Consider the following 21533-nt stretch of genomic DNA (forward strand, 5'->3'; position numbering starts at 1 on the left):
CGAAGAAACGGCTGACGATTATTTCTTGCTGTGTGCCAGGCCAAGATTTGATTTTGGCCCGCTTTTCTTGACGAAAGACAGAATCTCCTTGTCACTGCGCCGGATGTGCAGTGACAACCAGTCGCGCAGCACGGTAGACAACTGCGAGGCCACCGTAAAGCTTCCGGCCGCATATTTTTTGTGCAGGCCATGCAGGTCCTCAATAAACTTGTCGTGACCCTGTTTGTGCTGCACCAGGTTCGGAAAGTTGAGGGACGCCATCAGTTGCTCTTCCCGTTGCAGGTGCTCAACCGTGTAGCGGATCAATTCGTCCAGGATTCTGGCGACAACATCCTGGCCGCGTCCCTGGCTGGTCGCCGTGTGCAATTCATTGACCAGATCGACCAGCTGGCGATGGTCCTTGTCAATCGGGCCGTTGTCGATCACCAGGTCATCTGCCCATTCAAAATACGCCATCGCCAGTCCTCCAGATTTGATTAAGGTGGACTGTCTGCTGTCCCGCGGTCATGCCATCGCCCTGTCATACGCCAAAGCCGGGCCACCGCGATGACCCAGTTTGAACACCCTCACGATCTGCACCATGTTTTGTGCTTGATGCTCCAGGGACTGGGCGGCGGCCGCGGCTTCTTCCACCAAGGCCGCATTGGATTGGGTGACCTGGTCCATCTGGGTCATGGCCTGGTTGATCTGGTCAATACCGGCGGACTGGTCCTGGCTGGCCGTGGTGATCTCGCCCATGATGTCCGCCACGCGCCGCACGCTGACGACGAGTTCATCCATGGTGCTGCCAGCCTGCTCCACCAGCTTGCAGCCTTCGTTCACATTGTCGACCGATGCCCCGATCAGGGTCTTGATCTCCTTGGCCGCCGTCGCCGAACGGCCGGCCAGACTGCGCACCTCGCTGGCCACCACGGCAAAGCCGCGCCCTTGCTCGCCCGCCCGCGCGGCTTCCACTGCCGCGTTCAGGGCCAGAATGTTGGTCTGGAAGGCAATGCCGTCAATCACGCCAATGATGTCGGCAATCTTTTTGGACGACACATTGATGGCTTCCATCGTCTGTACCACCTGCGCCACCACCGCACCGCCCTTGACGGCCACCTCGGATGCGGACCCGGCCAGCTGGTTGGCGTGCTTGCCGCTGGCAAAGTTCTGCTTGACGGTGGCCGCCAGCTCTTCCATGGAAGCCGCCGTCTGCTCCAGCGCACTGGCCTGTTCCTCGGTGCGGGAGGACAGGTCCAGGTTGCCGGCCGCGATCTGGCTGGTGGCGGTGGCCATGGCCCCCGAGCCACTGCGCACCTGGCTCACGATCGCCACCAGGCCGTCATTCATATCCTGCAGTGCCTGCAGCAACTGGCCGCATTCGTCCTGGGTGCGCACGTCGATATGGCTGGACAAATCCCCCGAGGCGACCGTCCTGGCAAGGTGCACGGCCTCTTTCATGGGGCCCGTGATGGAGCGGGTAATCCAGTAGGCCAGGCTGGCACCGACCAGAACGCCGAGCACGCCCAGCATCAACATGAGGTTGCGGCCCATGTGAATGTTCTCCCTGATGTCATCACTGCTGGCCACAACGATTTTTTTCTGCAATTCGGTCAAGGCCGTGATGGGGGCTTGTAACGCGTCCAGTGCCGGAAGCGTCTCGGTGTTCATGGTGGTGATGGCCTCGTCCTTCTTGCCCTCATCCAGCAATTTGGCGACTTGGCTGAAAGAAAGCACATACTTGCCACGCAAATCCTTTAGCTGGGCCAGCAATGCCCGTCCTTCGGGCAGGTAAATCAGCTTGTCCAGCGTTGCCAAGGCTTCGCTAATGGCTTTCTTGTTGGCCTCGATCTGGGCTTTCAGCTTGGCCGTCTGCGTCTGGTCGGTCGCAATAAGCAACTCCATCGTGCTCCGGGCGTTGGCCCTCGTCGTTGCATTGATCACGTTGGCCGCCTCGGCCTTGACCCAGTCCTTCTCGATGATCCTGCTGTTGATGTCACCCACTTCATTGAATCCCAGGACACCAATCAAAACCATGCCCAACATCATCTGGATAAGCATTGCAAATGCTAACCCCAGGCGAGTACCGATTCTCAGGTTGCCGATGTTCATGTGTCTCCTCTGATTTGGATTGGCCGTTTCAGCGATTGTCGGGGTTAGCCTTCTTGGTATACCTGCCGCGGTGGCCTAAACGCAGCATGCTTGACATGAATCAAATTCAGAGAATGCCGCACTGCTTTGCGCGCCCCGCCAAAAACGCGGCGGGCGTCGCGGATGGCGGCTACGCTGGCATACTCTCACCCAGTGAAAGACGCAAACGAATCCCCATTTGCCGGCGATGCCTCCCGGCAACTCGACCTGGCGGCCATGGCGCTGGCCTGCCCGGCAGCATCTGGCCATTTCGACGAATTGCGCGGTGCTACGGGCCCAAACGCCAACCAGAGCAGCACAGATACTTCAAATTTAGTAGCTGATGATCAAGAGTTGACGGGGGCTTGGCGTCAATTCTTTGAAAACATGGAAGATGACGGCACGGTCAATCTAGACCACCGCACGAGCAGTCTGGAACGCCAAATCCGCGACAACGGTGTCACCTACAACGTCTATGCCGATGAAGGCGGTCCCCAGCGTCCATGGTCGCTGGACCTGTTTCCCCTGATTATTGAGCCCGACAGCTGGCAGCAGATCGAAGCCGGTGTGCTGCAGCGCATGCGATTGCTGGAGCGATTGATAGCGGACGTTTATGGTTCGCAACAGTTGCTGGCCCAGGGCTTATTGCCGCCTGCTTTGGTGCAGGGGCACCCCGGCTACTTGCGGGCGATGCATGGCGTCAATCCCGTCGGCGACACCCACCTCCACATCGCCGCCTTTGACCTGGCGCACGGGCCAGACGGCAATTGGTGGTTGGTCAGCCAGCGTTGTCAGGCGCCGTCGGGTTTGGGCTATTTGCTGGAAAACCGGCTGGCCATATCCAATCAGTTTCCTGAGGCATTCCAGTCCATGCGTGTGCAGCGTCTGGCGGGCACCTACCGCGCGCTGATGGAGAGCCTCAAACGGATGAGCCCGGCGGGAGCCGACTCGCACCTCGCATTGCTCACGCCCGGCCCTTACAACGAAACCTATTTTGAGCACGCCTACCTGGCGCGCTATCTGGGCCTGACCCTGGTGGAAGGCAGCGACTTGATCGTGCGCGACGAGCGTCTTTATCTCAAGACACTCAGAGGCTTGGTGGCGGTGCATGGCCTGCTCAAACGGGTGGACGATGAATACCTGGATCCGCTGGAGCTGCGTTCTGACTCCACATTGGGCGTGCCCGGCCTGTTGCAGGCCATTCGCGCCGGTAATGTGCTGGTGGCCAACGCGCCAGGTTCGGCCTTTTTGGAGTCCCCGGCTCTGCTGGGTTTTTTGCCGGCGCTGTCCCGACATCTGCTGGGCGAGGAGTTGCAGTTGCCTGCCCTGCCTACATGGTGGTGCGGCGAACGCTCGGCCATGGAAGAAGCGCTGCCCCAACTGCGGGACTGCGCCATCAAGTCCACTTACTCCGGCTCGCTTGCCCATGGCAGTTTTGATTCTGTGATGGGTCGATCCCTCTCGCCGCGCGAACTTGACGAATGGGCCGGGCGCATTGTTCGACAAAGCGAAGAACACACGGTTCAGGCGTATATGCCCTTGTCACAGATGCCTACCTGGCAGGCCTCAACGCAGGCAAACCGTGCCGGCGAAAAAAATGGGCGAGTGGTGCCGCGCTCGGTCGTGCTGCGGGTGTTCGCCGTGTCCGATGGGCCCCAGTCGTGGCGCGTACTGCCAGGCGGGCTGGCGCGCGTGGCGGGTGCCGGGGCCGAAATAGCCTCCATGCAGCGCGGTGGCAGCAGTGCCGACGTCTGGGTGCGGACCCGTGGCGAGGTGGATAAGACCACCTTGCTGCAGCCGCATCTGACACCGGCTACGCTGGCGCAGCGCAAGCGTCTGGTCACCAGTCGGGCGGCAGAGAATCTTTTCTGGATGGGGCGCTACACCGAGCGCGCCGAGAACGCCATCCGACTGGCCCGCCTGACGCTGGAATGCCTGAACGGGGAAGATCAATCTTCCCCGTCCCTGCTCGCGTGGCTCAGCAACATGGCAGTTGCCAACACCCTGGTGCTGCCCAGTGTGCCCTCGGCCGCCCAGGCGCGTCGCGTTTTTGAGCGCTCCTTGATCTCAAGCCTGGGCAGCACCGAGGGCGCCACCAGCGTCGGCTACTACCTGCGGGCCCTCAAGATGACCGGTGCCACCGTGCGCGAGCGCCTGTCGCAGGAACATTGGCGCGTGATCGTCCGGGCTGAAGAAGAGCTGTTTGCGAGCTGCGCGGAGCATGCCTCCAGCGGCGACTATTCGTCGCTGGAAGCATTGCAGGTGCTGAAAAGGACCAGCGACCACATGGCGGCCATCACCGGTGCGCAGATTGATCGCATGACCCGTGACGACGGCTGGCGCTTGCTGAGCATCGGCCGTCACATTGAGCGACTGGGTTTTCTGGCGAGCGCGCTGATGCGTGGATTTGAGACCGGTTCGGTGCACACGGAGGGTGGCTTTGAAGCCATGATGGAGCTGTTTGACAGCACAATTACCTTTCACGCGCAATACCAGCAAAGCCGCGACTTTGCCGCCCTGCTCGACTTGCTGGTGCTCGATCGCGACAACCCCCGCTCGTTGGCCTGGGTGGCCCACACCTTGCGCGGACGCCTGGCAAAACTGGCCGGCAGTGAGCCCAATGAGCTCAGCGTCCTGTCGCACCGGGTACCGGATCCGACGGCCTGGAGCCTTGCCGAGTTGTGTGAAGTGCCGCCGGACGACACCGTCAGCACGCAGGGCCATGCGCCGGGTACTGAGCCTGGATGTTTCCTGGCCCTGAACGATTTGTTGCTGCAATGTACAGCTGCGGCGTTCAACGTGTCAGACGCGATCAGCACCACGTATTTCACCCATTCCGGCGAGTCCAATCAAAGCCTTGGTACCTGATGAAGCTGCAAATCACCCACGAAACCTGCTATGACTACGTGCCTGCCGTTGAAACGGCGCAGCATATGGCTTATCTGCAACCCGTGAACACCCGCCACCAGCAGCTTCTGAGCCACGTGCTGGACATCAGCCCATCACCCGCGCAAACCCGGCAAGCGCTGGACGTTTTCGGCAACGCGCGCTGTTTTTTTTCACTTCAGACCCCTCATACCGAACTTAAGGTGGTGGCACACAGCGTGGTTTCGACCGAGACCCGGCCCTTGCCCACGAGCAGCATCAGTTGGGAACAGACCCGGGAACTCTTTCGTTATCAGTCAGGTGGCCGTTTTGATGCCGCCACGGAGTTCGTATTTGCGTCACCTTTCTGTCCCCGCGACCCTGAGTTTGCCGCCTATGCGCGTCCCAGTTTTGCCCCGGGCGTCGGTGTGCTGGCGGCCGCGCAAGACCTGATGCAGCGGATTCACACCGACTTTATTTATGAGAGTCAGAGCACCGAGATCAACACCCCGGCGTTAGTGGCGCTGGCCCAGCGCAAAGGGGTGTGCCAGGATTTCGCCCACATCCTGATTGCCTGCCTGCGCGTGATGGGCATCCCGGCACGCTATGTCAGCGGCTACCTGCTGACCCACCCGGCACCCGGCACGGTCAAACTCAGAGGCAGCGACGCCTCGCACGCTTGGGTGTCGGTTTGTGTGCCAGATCTACCGCCGCAGGCGCGCTGGTGCGACCTGGATCCCACCAACAACCGGGCCGGCTGGCACGCACCGGGGGAAGACTATGTGACATTGGCCACGGGGCGCGACTTTGGCGATGTGTCGCCGATACGCGGGGTCATTCACGGTGGCGCCAGTCACACGCTGTCTGTGGGTGTTACCGTGGAGCCCGTGCCCAGCGACAACCTGGCAACTCAGGAGAGTGGTCAGCCAAAACCGCAGGAACAGACACAGTCGCAAGGCCAGAGTCAAACTCAGGGCCAAAGCCAGTCACAGACGTAGGTCGCTATAAATTAGATAGCTTCTTGCGCAGATGATATAAGGGCTAGCGGCCAATTTCATTCATAAATAATCCCAAAGGAAGCATCATGAGCATTTACGCCAAACTAACCGAACTCGCTATCACCTTGCCGCCCGTGGCCATCCCGGTGGCGGCCTATGTACCTTTTGTGCAGACCGGCAACCTGGTTTTTCTGAGCGGTCACATCGCCAAAAAGGACGGCAAGCCCTGGGTTGGACAACTCGGCAAGACCATGACGACGGTCGAGGGCCAAGCGGCGGCAAGGGCCATCGCCATTGACTTGATGGGCACTTTGCACGCGGCGGTGGGCGACCTCAACCGCGTCAAGCGCATCGTCAAACTCATGTCACTCGTCAATTCAACCGGCGACTTTACCGAACAGCATCTCGTCACCAACGGCGCGAGCGAGCTGATCGGCGAAGTTTTCGGGACCAAGGGATTGCATGCGCGCAGCGCTTTTGGCGTGGCACAAAATCCGATGGGTGCCTGCGTTGAAATAGACCTCATCGCCGAACTGGAATGACTAGCCCCAATACCGGGCTGCGCTAGTCCGGTTGCAGGCCTAGAAGCCTAGAAGGTTTCCCAATCCGAATCGGCTGTCTGCTTCGCCACCACGGCGGGTCTGGCAGGTGTCAATTTAGCTGGCGCAGCCACGGCAAGTGTTTTCTTGACCGGGCTGGGAGCACGCGTATTGGCCAGCGCTAGTGGTTTCCTGGCCGGACTGGCTGCTGGTGCGTTGCCCGGCGCCCCCAGCGCCTGCATCCGTTTGCTTGCCGGCAGCTGTTGGGGCCGTTTGTACGCGAGGGCGCTGGCACGCGGCGTTATGTCTCTGATGGGTCGCGCCGCCACAGACACCGCTGTTTCACTGATCTTGAACACCGCCACGGCCTGCGCCATTTGACTGGCCTGGTCGCGCAGGCTCTCGGCTGCCGCCGCGCTTTCCTCCACCAAGGCGGCATTTTGCTGCGTCATCTGGTCGAGGTTGCCAATCGCCTTGTTAACGTGGGCAATCCCTGAGCTTTGCTCGGCGGAAGCTGCCGTGATCTCGCCAATCACGTCGGCCACCTTGCGCACCGATTGCACGATGTCGCTCATGGTGACGCCGGCATCCGAAACCAGTTTGGTGCCTGACGCGACCTTGTCGACCGAGGTGCCAATCAGCATCTTGATTTCCTTGGCGGCCTCGGCGCTGCGTTGCGCCAGACTGCGCACTTCGCTCGCCACCACGGCAAAACCACGCCCCTGTTCACCGGCACGCGCCGCTTCCACGGCCGCATTGAGCGCCAAAATATTCGTTTGAAAGGCAATGCCATCGATCACACCGATGATGTCGGAGATTTTTTTGCTGCTGGCGTTAATCTCCTCCATGGTGAAGACCACTTGCTTGACCACCGCCCCACCCTTCTCCGCCACCGAAGAAGCGTTGGCCGCCAGCAGGCTGGCCTGGCGTGCATTGTCGGCACTGTGCTGCACGGTGGTGGTCAGCTGGTCCATGGACGACGCCGTGGACTGCAGATTGCTGGAAGTTTGCTCGGTCCGCTGGGCCAAATCGTTATTGCCACTGGCAATCTCCGCGCTGGCCGTGGCAATGCTGTCGGTACTCTGGCGCACTTGGTGCACCATGCGACCGAGGGACTGATTCATGGACGCAAGCGACTTCATCAAGTCGCCAAACTCGTCACCTCGCGACGTGTCAATCTGCATGCTGAGGTCGCCTTGTGCAATTCGGGCCGCCAGATCACTGGCCTGCACTAGCGGCTGGCGAATGGAGCGAATCAGCCACGCGGCACCGGCCAAAATGCTGACAATCAGCAACAGGATCGCCGTGGTGGCCATGGTTGACAGATCCTTCGCCCTTTGCGCATAAGACAGGCGTGATGCATCAAAGGCCTTGTCCTGCATGGCCACAAATTCAAGCTGGGATTTCTGATAGGCAGCCATGGCCGGCTTGTATTGGGTGTCAAACGTGATGGTGACCTCCGTGGGCATGCCATCTGCCCGTTGTTTCATGGCCGTTGCCCGCGTGTCCAGCACGAGCTTGCGGTTAGCTGCGATGGTTTCCATTTGCGACCGGTCGGCCACCGTCAGACCACTTGCCTCAATCGATTTTTGAATGTCACCGATTTGGGCCGATGTGGCCGCGATAGCGTCCTTCAAGCCGATTTCGACCGCCGGATCGCTGCTGAGCAACACCGCTTGCGAACGTGCGGCATTGGTTTCGGTCAACGCCGCCCACCGATTGGCCAACTTGGCTTTGTTGCTCAGCGCATCCAGTACGGCTGTGCTGTCCGTCCGGTCCTGTGCTGAACGCAGGGCGGTGTACCCGACCACGATACAAAGACCCAGAACGATGAGCCCGGTGGCCAGCCACAGCTTGGCGGCAAGACGGATGTTGTTGAGATTCATGATGTCTCCAATAATAATTTTGGGCGCGCGGCCATCTTACAGATTGTCGCCGGTAAGCCGCTCGATAATTTGCGACTGCACGGCCCGCAACTGCTCCTGAGTCACGAGGTGCGGTGCAATCTCGGCCAGTGGCAGCAACACAAACGCACGCACGTGCATGCGCGGATGCGGAATGACGAGTGTCGGGCTGTTCACGCTGGCACCGCCATAGGTCAATATGTCGATATCCAGGGTGCGCGGTGCATTGAGGTAAGTGCGCTCGCGCCCCGCCGCTTGCTCCAGTTGTTGCATCTGGGCCAGCAGGTCTGGTGCGCTTAACACGGTCTGAATTTCGACGACCGCATTCACATAATCCGGACCGCTCGATTCAACGGGTGCAGTCTGGTACAGAGACGATCGCTTGACCAAGCGAATACCACTGATGGCCGCCATGTCATCCATCGCCTGAATCAGGGCTGCGCCGGGGTCACCCAAGTTGGCACCCAAGGCGATATAGGCTGCGACCGGAGAGCGCACCACAGCCCCGGTCAAACGCCCGCGTCGGAGGTCTGTTCGCCGCCACCTTCCTTGGGGCCGCTGCTGCGCCTGCGGCGGCGCCGTTTTTTCGGGGCATCTGCGGAATCGGCCGGGCCGCCGGGCACTGGAGAAGTCGCTGAGTCCAGACTCCCTTGGTCGCCATCCGCCAGGGGGCTGGCATCACGGACAGCCGGCGCCTTGTGCACACGGGGCGCGCGTTGGCGCTGCTGCTGCTCTTCACGCACCTGATCCACCATGTCCTGGCGCAGCTCGTCGCCCGCCATGCTGAACTCCTGCCACCAGTCGGCCAGCACGACATCGATCTCACCGGCATCGGCGCGCAAGCGCATGAAGTCAAATGCCGCGCGAAAACGTGGCTGCTCCGCCAATCCAAAGGGAGCACTGCCCACACGCTTCTCAAACCGAGGCTGCATCATCCAGATTTCACGCATGTCGCCGGCGAGTTTGCCGCGGCCTGAGACGTCACCGATGCGGGCATTGAACACATCGTCAATGGCATCCTGCAGTGCCGGATGCGCGTGCTGACGTTGATTGACGCGCTGCGCCCAACCGTCACGCACATCGGCCCACAAGGCGCAGGCCAGCAGGAAACTGGGGGCCACGGGCTTCCCCTCTCCGACACGGCGATCGGTATCCAGCAGGGCTGCCTTGACGAAGACTTGATCGGCGCGCTCCACCACCACGTCCAGCAAAGGATAGATGCCGCGCGCCATACCCAGCGTCTTGAGCTGCTCGATGGACGCCAGCGCATGGCCGGTCTGCAGCAGTTTGAGCATTTCGTCGAACAGGCGGCTTTGCGGCACATCCGCCAGCAGTTCCTGCGACTTGATCAGCGGCGCCGCTGTCTTGGCTTCAAGTTTAAAACCCAGGCCATTGAGTTTGGCCGCAAAGCGTACCGCGCGAATGATGCGCACCGGGTCTTCACGGTAACGGGTGGCGGGGTCGCCAATCATGCGGATGACGCGCTGTTTGGCGTCCTTGATGCCGTTGTGATAGTCCACCACGATCTGGGTTTCCGGATCGTAGTACATGGCGTTGATGGTGAAATCACGGCGCACCGCGTCTTCCTCCTGCGGTCCCCACACGTTGTCGCGCAAGACGCGGCCGGACGCATCCACGGCATGCTTCATGCCTGCCAGCTCGTTCTTGCTGGTGCGCTCATTGCCAGCCACCGCTTCAGCGGCTGCATTGTCCATGTAGGCACGGAAGGTGGAGACTTCGATCACATCATTTTCACGACCGCGCCCGTACACCACATGCACGATGCGAAAACGCCGCCCGATGATGAAGGCTCGCCGAAACAGACCCTTGACCTGCTCCGGCGTGGCGTCGGTGGCCACATCAAAGTCTTTAGGGCGCAGACCGACCATCAGGTCGCGCACGGCACCCCCGACGATGTAGGCTTCAAACCCCGCCGCTTTGAGGGTATGCACGACGTTGAGCGCCCGGTCATCCACCAAGGCCGGATCGATGCCGTGGGCGGCAACGCCGACTTCCTCGCGCTTGCCAAATTGAAGCTTTTTTCCTTTGGCTGATGAAGGGGACTTGCCCAGCAGCTTGTCGATAAATTTTTTAATCATTATTTCTGAATCTTTGCGGGACAGACCGCAGTTGCACTGAGTGAGCAGGCTCTGTCCTCAACACTTTAAGACCTATTTCCATAAACTTGTCGTTACGCTCGCAACGACGGCAAAGCAACGTTTGCAACAACGCCAGATTGGCAGTCGTCATGACGAATGTGTAAAGAGCCCATTAAAACAGATCAAGTATGCGCCATCCGCGCTGGGTGGCGATCGCGCGCAGCCCCTCATCCGGGTTGGTCGCCACCGGGTGGTTCACTTTCTCCAGCAGGCTCAAATCATTCATGGAGTCGCTGTAAAAAGTGGTTTCGACATCGGCCCAGCCCAGGTCGCGACTGGCCAACCACTGCGCCACCCGGGTTATCTTGCCCTCGCGAAACGAAGGCACACCTTTGATTTCGCCGGTGATCCAGCCCGTGCCATCGGGTGCTGGCTCGCGCTCCAGTTCGACCGCAATCAATTCCCGCACGCCAAAGGCCTGGGCAATCGGGCGGGTCACGAATTCGTTGGTGGCGGTGACGATGAGCACCTCATCGCCGCGCTGCTGGTGCTCTCGCACCAGCGCCACCGCCTGGGGTTTGATGGCTGGTTGGATCACAGCGCTCATGAAATGGGCGTGTGCCGCTTCCGAACTGATAGCGCCTTGGCGCCGAACCGCGTCCGTGGCAAAGCGCACATAGTCGTGGATATCAAGTGTCCCAGCTTTGTAATGGGCATAAAACTCGTCGTTGCGGAGACTGAAATCTACCGGATCCGTCCAGCCAATGGACGACGTGAAAACGCCCCAGGCGTAGTCGGAATCGAGAGGCAACAGGGTATGGTCGAGATCGAAAAGGGCCAGTTTCATGGGTTCAGGAATTTTCCATCATGGATTTGATCAGGGGAATGGTGATGCCCCGTTTGGTCTGCAGGGCGTAGCCGTCAATCAGGTCGAGCAACTCCATCAGGCTACCCAGGTCGCGGCTGAACCGGGTCAACATATAGTCCATCACCTCGTCGCCCAGGAAAACCCCACGCGCATCCGCCGCCTGGCGTAACACCGCGCGCCGCTCGGGCTCGCTGAGCACATGCAGCTGAAAAATATGCCCCCATCCCAGACGGGTTCGCAGGTCATCACGCAACTTCAGGTCGGCCGGGGGCAACACGCCCGCGCCCAGCACGCCGATTTGCTGGGTTTGCGCGTTCACAAACCAGTTGAACGCCGCGTGCTGCTGCACGGCGGTGTACAAGTGCACTTCGTCCATCAGTACGGCCGACCAGCGCTCATCGAATTCTGGCGGCTCCAGCACGGAGGCATCCAGCCAGCCGACCGACGCGCCCTGCTCGCCCAAGGCCGTTTGAACTGCCTTGAGCAAATGCGTCTTGCCGCTGCCCTCGCTGCCCCACAGGTAAATGGGCACGGGTGAGCGGGTGAGAGAACTTGATTTATCGCCGACCCAGAGTTCAAGGTGCCTCAAGGCCGCCTCGTTGGGTCCGGCAAAAAAACTGGCCAATGTGGGCCCGGTGGCCAGGCCGATGTCAAGGGCAATCTGCTTCATGGTCAATCTTCAGCCCTTATATAGTTTGCTGGCAAGGTAATGCGTCTGCGTGCGTCGCATGGCCACCAGCAACACGGCGCTGGCCGGCAAGGCAATCAACACGCCCACAAACCCGAACAGCTGCCCAAATGCCAGCAGCGCAAAAATAACGGCCAGCGGATGCAGGCCGATGCGTTCCCCCACCAAGCGCGGTGTCAGGAACAGACTTTCAATGAACTGACCCAAGCCGTACACCACCGTCACCATGATCAGCGCTTTGGCCGGACCCACGGTGGCCGCAAACTCCAGCAACCCCGCCAGTGTGGCCAGAATCAGGCCCAAGCCGAAGCCCAGGTAAGGCACAAAAATAGCCAGTCCGGTAAAAATGCCAATGGGCAAGGCAAGATCAAGCCCAAACAGGGCCAGGCCGACACTGTAGAAAACCGACAAAACCAGCATCACCAGCAGCTGGCCGCGCAAGTACTGGCCCAATACGCCGTCCGCCTCTGCGGAAAAACTGTCGTAGGACGCGCGCAAATGCGGAGGCACAAGGACCAGCACCCGGGCCACAAACCCGTGCCAGTCCATCAGCAAATAGAACAGGGCGACCGGAATCAGCACGGCATTGCCAATGATGGCAAATGCCACGCTGCCGCCCAATTTGACTGAGGACATGACCGAACCAAAAGCGTCTTCGAAATTGGCACTGAGGTATTTCAAGACAAACGCCTTGATGCTGGCCACATCCAGCGAAAAATGAATACCAAACTGGGCCAGGAAGGGTTGCAGCGAGGTACTCACACTTTCCAGCAGCACCGGCACCTGCTCACGCAGGAGGGGCAACTCCTTGACCAGAATTGGAACCATCAGCAACAGGACACTGAGCAGGGCGATGATAAACAGAACCTCGACCAGGACTACCGCCACCACCCGTGGCAGGCGGCCACGACCGAGCGTGTCGAGCCAGTCCACCAGCGGCGTCAGTGCATACGCCAGAATCGCGGCCACGACAAAGGGGGTGACGACCGGCGCGAGCTGCCACAGGGCCAATGCGCTGATCGCGGCAATCAGGCCCCAAGCGCTGGCTCTTTTTTGAGTTGAAGTAAATTGCATGTAGATGGCTGAGGACAAACCCTTAAAATCTGGGCAAATTCTATAGGGCGCTATTGAACCGCCCACTCCGACGCCTTTATCCACGCACTTTACATGACAACACCTAACGCATCCTCCCCCCTTTCCTACAAAGACGCCGGTGTCGACATAGACGCGGGTGACGCGCTGATCGAACGGATCAAACCCCTGGCCAAGAAGACGATGCGCGAAGGCGTGCTGGCGGGGATCGGTGGCTTTGGTGCCCTGTTTGAAGTGCCCAAGCGCTACAAGGAGCCGGTGCTGGTGAGCGGCACCGATGGCGTCGGCACCAAACTGAAATTGGCTTTTGAATGGCAGATGCATGACACCGTGGGCATCGATCTGGTGGCCATGAGCGTGAACGACGTGCTGGTGCAAGGGGCCGAACCGCTGTTTTTCCTGGATTACTTTGCCTGCGGCAAGCTCGATGTGGACACCGCCGCCGCCGTGGTGGGTGGTATTGCCCGCGGCTGTGAGCTGTCCGGCTGCGCGCTGATTGGTGGCGAAACGGCCGAGATGCCCGGCATGTACCCGGCTGGTGAATACGACCTGGCGGGATTTGCCGTCGGCGCCGTCGAAAAATCGAAAATCCTGACCGGCGCCGACGTGAAACCCGGCGATGTGGTGCTGGGCCTGGCGTCCAGCGGCGTGCACTCCAATGGTTTCAGCCTGGTGCGCAAATGCATTGAGCGTGCCGGCGACAAGCTGCCCGCCACGTTGGACGGAAAACCCTTCAAGCAAGCCATCATGGAGCCGACCCGCCTGTATGTGAAAAACGTGCTGGCGGCGCTGGCGGCCCACCCGATCAAGGCGCTGGCCCACATCACCGGCGGCGGTCTGCTGGAAAACATCCCGCGCGTGCTGCCCGAGGGCCTGGCCGCGCAGCTGATCAAAGGCAGCTGGCCACAAACCGAGCTGTTTGCCTGGCTGCAGGCCACCGCCGCGATTGACGATATCGAGATGAACCGCACCTTTAACAACGGCATCGGCATGGTGGTGGTGATTGATGCCGCCAGCGCTGCCGCCTGCGCCGCCATGCTGCGCGAGGCGGGCGAGACGGTGTATGAGATTGGGGTGATTGCGCCTTGCGGTGAGGGTGCGAGCGTTACTGTGGGCTGAAAAATCCCAGGCTGGCGCTCGTGACGGCAGTGCAAATTCATTCGCCAGAACGTAAGCGCGGCTGCGACCGAGACTTTCTGGGAATGGACGAAGGGACATGACGGTCAGGGTAGACCCGTGGCCGACCCCAATGACAGACGCATTTCGCCCGGCCCCTCAACAGTCAGCTGATCCCAGCTGACTCCACGGACCGCATCAAGCCTGTCGAGGCCGTGCCTGGGGACCCAATGGGCGAAGAAAAAGGCGTTTGAATTCCCTATGCTCTTAGCGTACGGCTACAGGACCTTCCGGATCGCCGAGCTCTCTCTGTATCACGTGCTCGGCAGGCTACCAGAGCCAAAACTGGCCCACAAATTCTTCTGACGAAGCGAATTTCCTATCCTCAACCAGCAGGAACAGGTAGCCCCAACGCGTGGACGATATTCATCAGTAGGGTGAGCGAGCCCTTGGAAATTCGACGTTTGCATGGCGGCGTGGCGTGCGCCCGCCCGGGATTACATCGCGAATTCGAGCCCACCACCACCGCTACCGCAGCATCATGTGCCACAACAGACCAAGGTGGCTGCAGCCCAGCCCCGCAAGGAACGACGGGGTTCACCTTGTGAACCCCGATGATGAAGCAGCGGAAGGAACTTGCGCCGACCTTGTCGCACCTTGCTCAAACCGAACGACGGCGGCTCCGGGCGCCCAGCACCGCCAAGCCCAGTCCCAGCAGCGCCAGCGATCCCGGTTCCGGCACCTCGACGGCCCGAAGGGTATCGAGCGTGTACACCACGTTGCCGGGTGATGCGATGGTCACCGAACTGAATGGCGTGTCGGAGGTGAATCCGACGAACTGGCCGGTGCTGGATGCCGGAAATGGGTCGAATGCGCTGAGTGCAATATCTCCAAGGTCGGTGGTTGCCGAATAGGCACCTGCCGCGGTGGCAAATGTATTGATATCGATGCCGAACGCAGCCGTCGCCGAATCAAAGGTAAAGGTGATCGAGTCGGTGCCCAGGAAGAAGCCAACGCCTGTACGGCCGAGTCCATTGGGGCTGCTCGATACGAGGAAAGTACTGGTCACGAGCGCATTACCCGTGCTGCTGTTGTACGTGATGCCATTGGCTCCGGTCCCGTTGGTGAACGTGGTGCCGGCTGAAAAGCCGTCCCAGTCTTCGAGCACCGATCCCGGATAGGCCGCATCGAAAGCTGCGCGTGAGCCAAATGACACGATGGCCGCCTGTGCGGCGCTGGTGGCAGCCATGAGCAGGGCGCCAGCCAGGATTCGGGACGTCAGAAGGATGGCGGAAGCCAGCAGGGCTTGGGAAATTCGTTTTGTCTTCATGTAAGGCTCCTGGAGTCAGTTTGATTGACGCTGAAACCCCAATCGGTGTAGCGTTATTCCAAGAAAAGCAAAACCAGTGCCACAAGTTACATTTATTTTAATTCCTATAAGAATCAACGTATTAGGATGTTATCTGTTTTGCCTAGCCTTGCCTGAATGTAAATTTTTCCGACACTTGGGCAGTCGCGGATAGGAAATTGAAGGCTCTGTTCTCGTCAAGTAGTGACGAGCCCATCTGGTGAGCCAAGCGAGTCGGAGACTGCTGGCGCCATTCATAGGGTCACCATTCATAGGGTCAGGTCTTGCATTGCAACATTAGCCGCTGGGAACGGCACGAGGATCAGCTCTCTAATCCTGCCGTTGAAGCCCTGCTTGAAAAAATTGAACTGAAATCGTTTGCTCTCGGGATGAACAAGAGGTGGCGGGCTATGCCGAGGTCATGGAGTTGCTCTTCAGCGCGTGGGAACATATCCCCTTTAATGAAAACCACATTAGCCAGCTCCACCGTGACTTGCTTGCCCATAGCATCAAAGATGAGCGGCATCGCGGAAAGTACAAAACCGTGTCGCAGCATTCGATGAGCACGGCAACGAAATTGCAACGACCTTCCAGACCGCATCCCCCTTTGATACCCCACGGCTGATGCGTGAGCTGGTCGAGTGGACACGAAACACCCGGGAAAGCCAGTCACTTCATCCACTCTTGATCATGGCCGTTTTCGTGGTGGTGTTTTTGGAAATCCACCCATTCGAGGATGGCAATGGTCGCCTCTCACGCATCCTGACGACACTTCTACTCATGCAAGCGGGCTATGTGTATGTCCCCTATAGCTCGCTGGAGAGCGTCAATGAGCAAAACAAACAGGGCTACTACATCGCCCTCAGACAAACGCAAGGCACGATTCGCACCGAAACGCCAAACTGGCAGCCGTGGACTACATTTTTCTTGAGCTCACTGTGTTCTCAAGTGAAGCGGCTCGAAGTAAAAATTGAGCGTGAACAGCTGCTTCTTGCCACACTCCCCGCGCTTTCAATTCAGCTTCTGACGATTGCCCGTGAGCATGGCCGTGTGACAGTCGCCAGTGCCGAAGCACAAACCGGGGCAAACCGCCACACGATCAAGCTCCATATTCGAAAACTCCTCGCTGCCGGGCAACTTGTACAGCAAGGCGCAGGCCGTGGTACTTGGTACAGCCCCGCCATGCAAAATTTATAATCCACCATCTGGTATTCATGGCCGCCTGACAAGCCCTTTCGTTAATTCCCTATGTCCCAACCCGCCAACACCCCACGGCGCCTTCCCGCCGCCATCTGGGCGCTGGGCTTTGTCAGCCTGTTGATGGACATCTCGTCCGAGTTGATTCACAGCCTGCTGCCGGTCTTCATGGTTACCACGCTGGGCATCAGCGTGCTGGTGGTCGGGCTGATTGAAGGCGCAGCCGAGGCCACGGCGTTAATCGTCAAGGTATTTTCCGGCGCTTTGAGCGATTACTGGGGCAAACGCAAACCACTGGCGGTGTTGGGCTACGCCTTGGGTGCTTTTACAAAACCGCTGTTTGCACTGGCCACCTCGGCCGGCTGGATCGTCACCGCGCGTCTGGCGGACCGGGTTGGCAAAGGCATCCGCGGCGCGCCGCGTGACGCACTGGTGGCCGACATCACGCCGCCCGAATTGCGCGGTGCCGCATTTGGACTGCGCCAGTCGCTTGACACCGTCGGCGCGTTTCTGGGGCCCATGTTGGCGGTCGGCTTCATGCTGCTCTGGCAAGACGATTTTCGTGCCGTGTTCTGGATCGCATCGGTGCCGGCTTTCCTGTGCGTGGCGCTACTGGTATGGGGTGTGCATGAGCCTGATCGACCACTGCAGCCTAAGCGCCTGAACCCCATCAGCCGTGCCAACCTGGCCCGCTTGAGCCCCGCCTACTGGTGGGTGGTGGGCGTGGGTGCGGTGTTCACCCTGGCGCGTTTCAGCGAGGCGTTTTTGGTGCTGCGGGCTAGCCAAGGGGGGCTGGCGCTGGCCTGGACACCCGTGGTGCTGATCAGCATGAACATCGTCTACGCGTCTTGCGCCTACCCATTTGGCAAGCTCGCCGACAAGGTGCGCCACACCTGGCTGCTGGGCTGGGGGCTGCTGCTTTTGATGGGCGCTGACGCTCTATTGGCCTACAGCAACAAGGGCGTGGTGTTTTGGTTGGGCGTGGCGCTATGGGGCTTGCACATGGCCATGACGCAAGGCCTGCTGGCGGCCATGGTGGCCGACACGGCACCCGCGGATTTGCGCGGCACCGGCTACGGGTTTTTCAACCTGCTCAGCGGCGTGGCAATGCTGCTTGCCAGTGGCCTGGCGGGCTGGCTGTGGCAGGGCTGGGGCGCATCAACCACCTTCATGGCCGGCATCGGCTTTGCGGCGCTGGCCTTGTTGCTGCTGGTGCTGCAGCCGCGCGGCTTGGCGCGTTAACGTTCGAGTTCAGGGACCTCGCGCGGCTTCATGCCGCAGAAGGCAAGTAGTTTGGTGACAGGCATCATGCCTTGCCCAACGACGCGCTCCTTATTAAAGTCAGACCCAAACAGCACCTCTGGCGCCGTTGAAGCGGAATTGGAGAAAGCAAGGACCAGGATGTCTTTATCGTCCTCTGGGGACATGACGCTCCAATGTGTGAAGCCGCGCTTGACAGCCAGATCGGTGTAGGCACACATGAGCCAGCGTGCGCCCGGTGCCGTTCTGTTGTGAAAACCCGGGACTTGAAGATACGACTTCTGCGGTTCTCGCTTCACCTCGGTGACGACAAGATCAAACGGCGCACCTTGGGCTTTTGAACTCGCCGTGTAGTGAGATGTCTGTGGCAAGGCCAGCCCGCAATAGGCGGCCAAGGCAATTGAAACGGAAAGTGTGTGTGCTATGCGCATGGTGAGCCCAACGTGTTGACAATGTCTCTCGAGTGATTTTTTAGCCTTCAGATACTCTATTGCTTTCTGGTATAAATATGATCAAACCTTTTTCCATCAATAAATGACGAGTATCTTATTTTATTAACATCATCAACCGGGGTGAGAATAGATCTATGGTTTGACTTGTGGTACGGATGAGTAAACAACTCTTGCTTATCCGAATAAGCAAAAGATTGAAATTGCAATTCAGCACCATGCCAAGAGACATCATTGAACAAATAATTCCAATTACCACTACCATCATTGTTAAGCTTAAATCTGCCGCTGGCATCTTTTGTTACTTCAATCTGAACTACGCCTTGTTCGCTCGCCCATTTTCCGAGATAGCGATTTATATTTACATTATCCGGTAAAAAAGGATTTTGAACAAAATCAGCAGCTTGGAACGGTGTATTTTTTGACTTGCCTGTTGTTATTTGTTTTTTATATAGATTACATAATGGCGACGCCTTGTCTGTTTTGATATATTCATGCTGCACTTCGCGACCCGCATAGTCCACGGCGCCAATCATCATGGAGTTGGTTTTAGCGGATAGCACGTTAAGATACCTACTTCTATCGTTTGAAGAAATTTGAATTCCCTTACCGCCATCTTTCATTGCATAATTTGATATCTCAGTATCTTCCGAGGACCCTGTGATGCAATTAAATCGGTAAAGCTTGCTCTTACCCTCTTCAGTGAACTCGATAACGTCGGCCATACCGTTACGAAGTGGGATCATTGCCCAAATGCCAACAACAGGGTTAATGTTTTCGGTAGTTGATGGGGTTTCTTTTTTTTCGGACGAGTTGGCACACGAACACAACAGCATCGCAGACAAAGAAGTAACAAGTATTTTTTTCAACATAATTTCTCGGCGCATTCGGGGTTAATGGGGAGCGCCTTCATAGGCGAATGAATTCGCCGCCCCGCAACTTTTCGCGCAGGTTCGGTGGAATGATGGGTTGGACGAAGCCGCTACGCGGAGTAATCCCTCTCCGTCGTGACACGACTTATTCTGCGCGCTCAATCCTTCATTCTGATGGGTGACTTTGCAACACTTCGTGAGGATGCAGCAGCATGCAGACGCACAACACCCATGATTTTGATCGCCAGTATTGACACCCATGTACTCATGGGTGGCGGCGGGTGGCACGGCCAGTCGGCTGGATGCACGGGCCATCGTGATGTCCTGATTTGATCGATACCTGTCCTTCTAAAAATGGCTTTATGCTCATAAAAAGTCGAACATAGATGTTTTAAACTCCCTGGTAAATTCATGAAAACATGTCTTATTTTGATTGATGCACAAGAGTCGTTCCGCCAGCGTCCGTATTTCACGACGACCGACCTGCCCGTCTACATCGCCGCGCAAAACGCCTTGATTGACGGCTGCGTGGCGCTTGGCGTGCCGATCGCGCGGGTCTTTCACGTCGATGGCTCCAAGACCGCCAGCAATCCGTTTGCGCTCGAGTCCGGTTTTGTCAAACCGCTGGAAGAACTGCACGCGTTCGACGCCGCCACCACCTTTTACAAGAGCCGCCACAGCGCGCTGGTCGGCACGGGACTGGACGTGTGGCTGACGCAAAACGGTATTCAACGGCTGATCATCAGCGGCATCCGCACCGAACAATGCTGCGAAACTACGACACGCCACGCATCGGATCTGGGCTGGACCGTCGACTACGTGCTGGACGCCACACTGACCTGGGACATGCAGCATCTGGACGGATCAATATTGAGCGCCGCCGACATCAAGGCGCGCACCGCGGCGGTACTCAAGGACCGCTTCGCCACCATTTGCAATGTGCAGCAGGCGCTGGCGCGCGCGACAGAAACAACAGCATGAGCCGCATGCCGATGCCGCGCCCATGAGCCGGACTGAACCTTGGCAAGCCCGGTCACCCGCACCGATTCAGGTCCTGTTTGCGCTGCTGCCCGACAGTCTGGTGCTGGACTGGGCCGGTCCCGCCGAAGCCCTGCGACTGGCCAATCAATGTCTGAACGCACAGGGCCAGGACGCCCGTTTTGCCTTGCAGTTCATCGGCACCCAGTTGGAGGCCGCCACCTCGGTGGGCTGCACGATCAGCGGCCTGCAGCCTCTGCCCAGTCCCCTGATCGCCAGCCCGACCACGCCGACCTGGGTGGTGCTGGTCGGCCAGCCCGGTCAGACGATGGACGTGAACAATGAGTCCAGCCGGGCCCTGCTGCACTGGCTGCGCGGCCTGCGCCTGGCCCCGCACGCACTGGAGCTGGTGACCGTGTGCGCAGGCGCGGTGTTGGCCGCCCACGCCGGACTGCTGGCCGGGCGGCGCGTCACCACGCACCACCAACATCTGGACGAACTTCAGGCCGTGGAACCCGCGTGCCAGGTGGTGAGCAACCGGGTGTTTGTGGAGGATGCGCCGGTCTACAGCAGCGCCGGCGTCACCACGGGGGTTGACCTCATCCTGCACCGCATTGCCGGCCTGTGCGGTGAAGCCATCGCCGCGCAAGTGGCGCAGACCATGGTGGTCGCCATGCGCCGGGGCCCGCAGGACCCGGAGTTATCGCCCTTCGTGGCCTACCGCGACCACCTGCACCCTGCCCTGCACCGGGTGCAGGACGCCGTCAGCCAGCAACCCGCGCAGGGTTGGACCGTGCCCGCCATGGCGAACGTCGCCCATACCTCGCCGCGGCATCTGACGCGGCTGTTCATGGAACAGGCGGGCATTGCGCCTTTACAGTACCTGCGACGCATCCGTCTCGCCGTGGCACAAACGGCGCTGCAATCGGGGCGCAATGTGACCCAGGCAGCTGAGATGGCGGGCTTCAGTTCCGACACCCAGCTGCGCCGCGCATGGCATCAGTTCGATATGGCAGGCACGCCATCCGTAAGCAACTGGGGAACACACATTGACGCGATGAGCGCGTCAATGCATTAGTCGTCAACGAATGGTTTGAGGTTGCCAGCGATGGGGCAGCAAGTCGCCCACCTGACTGGCGCGTTGGGTCGGC

General features: G+C 59.3%; 19 protein-coding genes. 8 read left to right on the forward strand and 11 right to left on the reverse strand.

The window, feature by feature from the left end; translation table 11 throughout:
- Positions 1–18 precede the first annotated feature (18 nt).
- Complete coding sequence (locus C5P05_RS15550) at positions 19–456, reverse strand: bacteriohemerythrin (protein ID WP_114970755.1); 438 nt, start codon at positions 454–456, stop codon at positions 19–21.
- A gap of 48 nt (positions 457–504) precedes the next feature.
- Positions 505–2091: a methyl-accepting chemotaxis protein gene (locus C5P05_RS15555; protein ID WP_114970756.1), complete on the reverse strand. Its 1587-nt coding sequence runs from the start codon at positions 2089–2091 to the stop codon at positions 505–507.
- Positions 2092–2253: 162 nt separating this feature from the next.
- On the opposite strand from C5P05_RS15555, the gene C5P05_RS15560 reads away from it, so the two are divergent.
- The 3 genes from C5P05_RS15560 to C5P05_RS15570 all read left to right on the forward strand — a co-directional run bounded on the left by C5P05_RS15560 (position 2254) and on the right by C5P05_RS15570 (position 6514).
- Entirely contained in the window at positions 2254–4977 is a 2724-nt protein-coding gene (locus C5P05_RS15560) for a circularly permuted type 2 ATP-grasp protein (RefSeq protein ID WP_198674738.1), read from the forward strand.
- A complete protein-coding gene (locus C5P05_RS15565; RefSeq protein WP_114970757.1) occupies positions 4977–5972 on the forward strand; it encodes a transglutaminase family protein in 996 nt (331 codons plus the stop codon). The genes C5P05_RS15560 and C5P05_RS15565 overlap by 1 nt, the downstream gene beginning before the upstream one ends.
- 86 nt (positions 5973–6058) lie before the next feature.
- Positions 6059–6514, forward strand: a complete 456-nt coding sequence (locus C5P05_RS15570) for a RidA family protein (RefSeq protein ID WP_114970758.1) — start codon at positions 6059–6061, stop codon at positions 6512–6514.
- A gap of 47 nt (positions 6515–6561) precedes the next feature.
- Here C5P05_RS15570 and C5P05_RS15575 read toward each other — a convergent pair whose 3' ends face one another.
- From C5P05_RS15575 to C5P05_RS15600, 6 genes are all read right to left on the reverse strand, one after another.
- The gene (locus C5P05_RS15575) at positions 6562–8397 is read right to left on the reverse strand and encodes a methyl-accepting chemotaxis protein (protein ID WP_114970759.1); all 1836 of its coding nucleotides are present in this window, start codon (positions 8395–8397) and stop codon (positions 6562–6564) included.
- A gap of 36 nt (positions 8398–8433) precedes the next feature.
- Complete coding sequence (folK, locus tag C5P05_RS15580) at positions 8434–8913, reverse strand: 2-amino-4-hydroxy-6-hydroxymethyldihydropteridine diphosphokinase (protein ID WP_114970779.1); 480 nt, start codon at positions 8911–8913, stop codon at positions 8434–8436.
- A gap of 11 nt (positions 8914–8924) precedes the next feature.
- A complete protein-coding gene (gene pcnB, locus C5P05_RS15585) occupies positions 8925–10514 on the reverse strand; it encodes a polynucleotide adenylyltransferase PcnB (RefSeq protein WP_114970760.1) in 1590 nt (529 codons plus the stop codon).
- 172 nt (positions 10515–10686) lie between these two features.
- On the reverse strand, positions 10687–11361 hold the full coding sequence (locus C5P05_RS15590; RefSeq protein ID WP_114970761.1) for an HAD family hydrolase: 675 nt from the start codon (positions 11359–11361) through the stop codon (positions 10687–10689).
- A gap of 4 nt (positions 11362–11365) precedes the next feature.
- On the reverse strand, positions 11366–12052 hold the full coding sequence (gene hda, locus C5P05_RS15595; protein WP_114970762.1) for a DnaA regulatory inactivator Hda: 687 nt from the start codon (positions 12050–12052) through the stop codon (positions 11366–11368).
- Between the two features lie 9 nt (positions 12053–12061).
- Positions 12062–13144, reverse strand: coding sequence for an AI-2E family transporter (locus C5P05_RS15600; RefSeq protein WP_114970780.1), 1083 nt, complete (start codon positions 13142–13144; stop codon positions 12062–12064).
- A gap of 93 nt (positions 13145–13237) precedes the next feature.
- On the opposite strand from C5P05_RS15600, the gene purM reads away from it, so the two are divergent.
- Positions 13238–14281 carry a phosphoribosylformylglycinamidine cyclo-ligase gene (gene purM / locus C5P05_RS15605; protein WP_114970763.1) on the forward strand — a complete coding sequence of 348 codons (1044 nt, stop codon included), beginning with the start codon at positions 13238–13240 and terminating at the stop codon, positions 14279–14281.
- A 658-nt stretch (positions 14282–14939) separates the two neighbouring features.
- On the opposite strand, the gene C5P05_RS15610 is transcribed toward purM, so the two are convergent.
- Positions 14940–15608, reverse strand: a complete 669-nt coding sequence (locus C5P05_RS15610; RefSeq protein ID WP_114970764.1) for a PEP-CTERM sorting domain-containing protein — start codon at positions 15606–15608, stop codon at positions 14940–14942.
- Positions 15609–16250: 642 nt separating this feature from the next.
- Here C5P05_RS15610 and C5P05_RS34525 point away from each other — a divergent pair.
- Together C5P05_RS34525 and C5P05_RS15620 are read left to right on the forward strand one after the other, a co-directional pair.
- Complete coding sequence (locus C5P05_RS34525) at positions 16251–16823, forward strand: Fic family protein (RefSeq protein ID WP_232834516.1); 573 nt, start codon at positions 16251–16253, stop codon at positions 16821–16823.
- 51 nt (positions 16824–16874) lie between these two features.
- Positions 16875–18065, forward strand: a complete 1191-nt coding sequence (locus C5P05_RS15620; RefSeq protein WP_114970765.1) for an MFS transporter — start codon at positions 16875–16877, stop codon at positions 18063–18065.
- Here the strand turns inward: C5P05_RS15620 and C5P05_RS15625 are convergent.
- Positions 18062–18514, reverse strand: coding sequence for a hypothetical protein (locus C5P05_RS15625; protein WP_157979349.1), 453 nt, complete (start codon positions 18512–18514; stop codon positions 18062–18064). The genes C5P05_RS15620 and C5P05_RS15625 overlap by 4 nt on opposite strands.
- Positions 18515–18570: 56 nt before the next feature.
- Positions 18571–19404, reverse strand: coding sequence for a hypothetical protein (locus tag C5P05_RS33720; RefSeq protein ID WP_157979350.1), 834 nt, complete (start codon positions 19402–19404; stop codon positions 18571–18573).
- 411 nt (positions 19405–19815) lie between these two features.
- Here C5P05_RS33720 and C5P05_RS15635 point away from each other — a divergent pair, with 411 nt between their 5' ends.
- Together C5P05_RS15635 and C5P05_RS15640 are read left to right on the forward strand one after the other, a co-directional pair.
- A complete protein-coding gene (locus C5P05_RS15635; protein ID WP_114970768.1) occupies positions 19816–20385 on the forward strand; it encodes an isochorismatase family protein in 570 nt (189 codons plus the stop codon).
- Between the two features lie 22 nt (positions 20386–20407).
- Positions 20408–21460 (forward strand): GlxA family transcriptional regulator, encoded by a 1053-nt coding sequence (locus C5P05_RS15640; protein ID WP_114970769.1) that lies wholly within the window; start codon positions 20408–20410, stop codon positions 21458–21460.
- Positions 21461–21533: the final 73 nt, after the last annotated feature.

Source organism: Rhodoferax ferrireducens, from assembly GCF_003347515.1.
Classification (GTDB): Bacteria; Pseudomonadota; Gammaproteobacteria; order Burkholderiales; family Burkholderiaceae_C; genus Rhodoferax.